General features: G+C 66.6%; 6 protein-coding genes. 3 read left to right on the forward strand and 3 right to left on the reverse strand.

All coding sequences use genetic code 11. From position 1 onward, the window contains the following. The 3 genes from GPT33_RS17910 to GPT33_RS17920 all read left to right on the forward strand — a co-directional run. Nucleotides 1–207, forward strand: a 207-nt coding sequence (locus GPT33_RS17910) for a hypothetical protein (protein ID WP_296811772.1), incomplete at its 5' end; no start/stop codon positions are given. A gap of 27 nt (nucleotides 208–234) precedes the next feature. Then, nucleotides 235–1,041 carry a glutathione S-transferase family protein gene (locus GPT33_RS17915; protein WP_296811773.1) on the forward strand — a complete coding sequence of 269 codons (807 nt, stop codon included), beginning with the start codon at nucleotides 235–237 and terminating at the stop codon, nucleotides 1,039–1,041. Between the two features lie 21 nt (nucleotides 1,042–1,062). Continuing rightward, complete coding sequence (locus tag GPT33_RS17920) at nucleotides 1,063–1,272, forward strand: hypothetical protein (RefSeq protein ID WP_296811776.1); 210 nt, start codon at nucleotides 1,063–1,065, stop codon at nucleotides 1,270–1,272. A 246-nt stretch (nucleotides 1,273–1,518) separates the two neighbouring features. Here the strand turns inward: GPT33_RS17920 and GPT33_RS17925 are convergent, their stop codons facing one another. From GPT33_RS17925 to GPT33_RS17935, 3 genes are all read right to left on the reverse strand, one after another. Then, on the reverse strand, nucleotides 1,519–2,217 hold the full coding sequence (locus GPT33_RS17925; protein ID WP_296811779.1) for a (5-formylfuran-3-yl)methyl phosphate synthase: 699 nt from the start codon (nucleotides 2,215–2,217) through the stop codon (nucleotides 1,519–1,521). Continuing rightward, a complete protein-coding gene (locus GPT33_RS17930; RefSeq protein WP_296811782.1) occupies nucleotides 2,214–2,786 on the reverse strand; it encodes a DUF447 domain-containing protein in 573 nt (190 codons plus the stop codon). The genes GPT33_RS17925 and GPT33_RS17930 overlap by 4 nt, the downstream gene beginning before the upstream one ends. 31 nt (nucleotides 2,787–2,817) lie before the next feature. Beyond that, nucleotides 2,818–3,596, reverse strand: a 779-nt coding sequence (locus tag GPT33_RS17935; protein ID WP_296811785.1) for an amidohydrolase family protein, incomplete at its 5' end; no start/stop codon positions are given.

The raw sequence follows: 3,596 nt of genomic DNA on the forward strand, positions 1-3,596 counted from the left end.
CAGTATTCGCTTGCCGACGTGCATTGGACCGCCTACGTGCATCTTTGCCTGATGAGCGGCGAGCAGGGCTTGCTCGACCCGCACGCCGCGCTTGCCGCTTGGCTCACGCGAATACGAGCCCGCAAGGGGGCGTCGGGACGCGCGACCTACGACGTGCTGGCCACCCTCGACGAGATTCGGAACAAACGCCTCAAGTCCGTCGCCTGACGGACCACCCACCGCGGAGACGACAGCATGACCGACCTATTCGCCTTCGGAAGCGCCGCCAAGGCACTGGACGCCGAAGACCGCTACGGTGCCGCAGGGGACCTGAAAAAAACCCAATACGTGATGCAGCTGCTCGGCCATCCGGCCGATGCCGACACGCTCAAGTGCCTGATCATCGCCGCCGAAAAGGGCCTGGAAGTGGAAACCCGCGTGCTCGACATCGCCGCCGACGAGCAACGCTCCGAGGACTATCTGCGCATCTCGCCGAGCGGGATGATGCCGGCACTCAAGGAGGCGCACTACCAGGTCTGCGGGGACCTCGGCATCGTCAGCTTCGTCGAGGGCCGCGGGCTCGGCAATCGGATGCCGCCGCGCAATGCCGAAGTGCTGGCGCGTCAGGAATACTGGGTGGATATCGCCCGCAGCGATGCGGGGCCGCTGGTGCAGCGGATCGTCGATGCCGTCGTCGTCGGGGCGTTGGGCGATGCCGGAGCCGCCGTGCAAGATCATGCGGTGGCGGACGACGCCGTTGCCGAGGCGCGCTCGGCGCTGTTGCCGATGCTCGATGCGCTGGACACGCAGCTCCGCGGGCGCGAGTACATCATCGGGCCTTACAGCTATGCCGACGTACACTGGACGGCCTATCTCCATCTGCTTTGCATTGCCGGCGAAGGCGCACTGATCGACGCCCGCCCCGACCTGTCCGCGTGGCTGGCGCGGGTTCGCGCGCGCAAGAGCTTCTCGGGGCAGGATCTCGTGCCCTACGCGCTTCTGCCTTCGCTGGAGGACATCCGCGCAAACCGGCTCTCCGATGTCGTCATCACAGACTACTGATCACCGACGCGGGGCGACGCCATGCACGACAATAGCCTCATCCTGCGCGGGATCATGAAGGCCCACGCGCTCGGCGTCGACGACATCGCCCGGCAACTCGGCGTCGCGCCGGCGACGGCGCGGGCCTGGACGCTGAACGACGCCGATGGCGGCGCGGTGATGCCGGACGCCGAGCTCAAGCTGCTGCAGTACGCACTGATGACCGAGAACAAGCGCCGGCATCTGTTTTAAACCGCGTCCAGAGCGACATGCGTCATTTTCATGTTGTGTCGGGCTCCGGGATTTTTCCGACCTTTGTGGTGACGCGATTTAAAAGTTAATATTTTTCAATACCTTAAACAGAGCCAGAGGGCGTAGGTTGTGCCGAGCCGTGCGAGGCACAACCAACCGTCGGCGCTTAGCCCCTCTCCCCTCGCGGGAGAGGGGTTGGGGAGAGGGGGGATGAACCAGAATGGCTAAGTTGTTTCTGAACCGTTACTAAGCGGCATCGCGGGTGATCGGGAGGTCGCCCGCGATCAGCGCGCGGATATCGCGGAGCGCCTCGGCGGACAGCCGCCCCGTGCGCACGCCGTCGCACAAGGCGCCCCGAAAGCCGAGATAGTCGGCCCCGACCCCGAGCATTGCCGGAACCCTGGCGCGACGCAGACTGCCGGCCAATCCGGCCAGCAAGCCGTTGCGGTGTGCCGCCGCCACGAAGTCTGCAGCCAGCGGCAGCGACAGGTGATCGAGGAGATCGCCCTCGGATTTGTCCGCGGTATCCAGCATCACGCCAGCGAATCCCGCGGCAGCGAGCACGGGAACCACCGACAGGTCGACGCCGCGGTCGGCGAACAACACCGCGATCAGTCGAAAATCTCTCGCCAGCAGCGCCATGGCCGGCAGCTGCGCCGGCAGTGCGACAGGGTGAAAGACCCCGATCTTGACGAAGTCGACACCGGTCTCGCCGACCCGGCGGATCGCCGGCACCAGCGCATCGGCCTCGGTCGGCAGGTCGCCGACGGTAGCGCTGACCGGTCGGCGGCCGCCGACCGCGGCCACGATGGCGGTGATGGTCGCCGCGGGCAGATCGCCCAATGCGCCGCGGCGCGGGTCTTTGCAGTCGATCACGTCGGCGCCGCCGCTCAGCGCCAGAAGGGCCTCCTCCACGTCGAGCACGCTGGCCAGCATACCCGTCATGCGCATTTTTCCTGTCCGTAGGCCAACACCCGCTCTTCGAGCCAGGTCCAGGCCTCCCACTCGTCGGGGCCGGCGGTCTTGTCCATCGCGATCCGCAGGTAGGCCATCTCCCGCTCAAGTTTGTCCCGGGGCAACATCTCCAGGCGGCTGACCAGGATTGCCAACTCCAGTACCGCCGCCTTGGCACGGTTCAGCCCCCCGAAGGGCCGGTGGCTGGCCTCGTGCAGGACACGACAGTAGATGCGCGGGCGCTGCGCGTCCTCCTCGATCCTCTGCACGACGAGTTCTTGGTGCGCCAGCGCATCGCGCAGCCGCCCGCACTCCAACCGCTCCGCCGGCACCAGCGGCCAGTCGTGCCGCCCGGTGAGACAACCCGCGAAAAGCCGGGCATCGTCGGTCAGATTGATCACCGCAGTGCGCTCGCGCAGCAGATTACGCAGCGTGCCCGAAGGGCGGAACGGCGCGATCAGAATCTCGTCGCCGCGCGTGCGCACACCCATCGGCGCGATATGCGTGCCGCCGTCGGCGCGGCGGGTGGTCAGAATCACTTCGCGAATCAACTCGCTCATGCTGTTGTCCGGGGGCTCGTGAAAGGGTGCGTCAGGGAATGGCCGGCGACCGGGCATCCGGGGTCGGCTCGATGGCCAAGTCCATGCCGAGGGTCTCGGGCATGTGCCCGGCGCGCAGCGCGAAGTGCTCCATGCGAACCAGGTGATAGCGGTCGAAATAGGCGCCGAGCGGGCGCTCGATCGCGGGGTCGAAGGATGGCGCAACCGCGTGCGTGCGTCCCCGCGGCAGGCAGACGACCCGCCCTTCCTCTACCACGATGCGTCCGTCCTTCAGCACCAGATCCGCCCGTCGGAACATGGCGGCCTTGTCTTCGCGCTCCGTGTAGACCGCGATGTCGGCAACGGCGCCTGGAGAGAGATGCCCTTTGTCCGCCAGGCCGAGCAGGCGCGCAGGCGCGGCCCGGGTCATGATCGCGATCTCGTACAGGCTATATTCCCGCTCCAGATGGCGCAGCAGCGTCACGTCGGCCGCCGCGGGATTGATGCGTGTGAGCCACTGCGCCCGATAGTCCCGATCCATCAGCAGCCGGAACAGCTCCGGGTAGGCCGTAAAGGGTGCGCCGTTGGGATGATCCGTCGTGAAGAACACGCGCCACGGATCATCCGACAGCAGAAAGATCTCGAGGCCGATGGCCCATTGCAGCGCGTTGACGAAGTTGCGTTGCCGATAGCGGAACGGCACCACGCCGCCGCCGCCGTCCTCGGCCTCCCAAACCACCCATTTCTTCGGATTCGCGATGGCGCGGGCGTCGAACTGGCGCATCACATCGCCGGAGATGGTCACGGTCTGCCCGAACAGGACTTGGCCGA

It is taken from the genome of Thiocapsa sp., from assembly GCF_011390875.1.
Classification (GTDB): Bacteria; Pseudomonadota; Gammaproteobacteria; order Chromatiales; family Chromatiaceae; genus Thiocapsa.

Excerpts from the sequence above, each read along its gene's own strand:
- GPT33_RS17915 (WP_296811773.1), top strand. The coding sequence starts at position 235 with ATGACCGACCTATTCGCCTTCGGAAGCGCCGCCAAGGCACTGGACGCC.
- GPT33_RS17920 (WP_296811776.1), top strand. The coding sequence starts at position 1,063 with ATGCACGACAATAGCCTCATCCTGCGCGGGATCATGAAGGCCCACGCG.
- GPT33_RS17925 (WP_296811779.1), bottom strand. The coding sequence starts at position 2,217 with ATGACGGGTATGCTGGCCAGCGTGCTCGACGTGGAGGAGGCCCTTCTG.
- GPT33_RS17930 (WP_296811782.1), bottom strand. The coding sequence starts at position 2,786 with ATGAGCGAGTTGATTCGCGAAGTGATTCTGACCACCCGCCGCGCCGAC.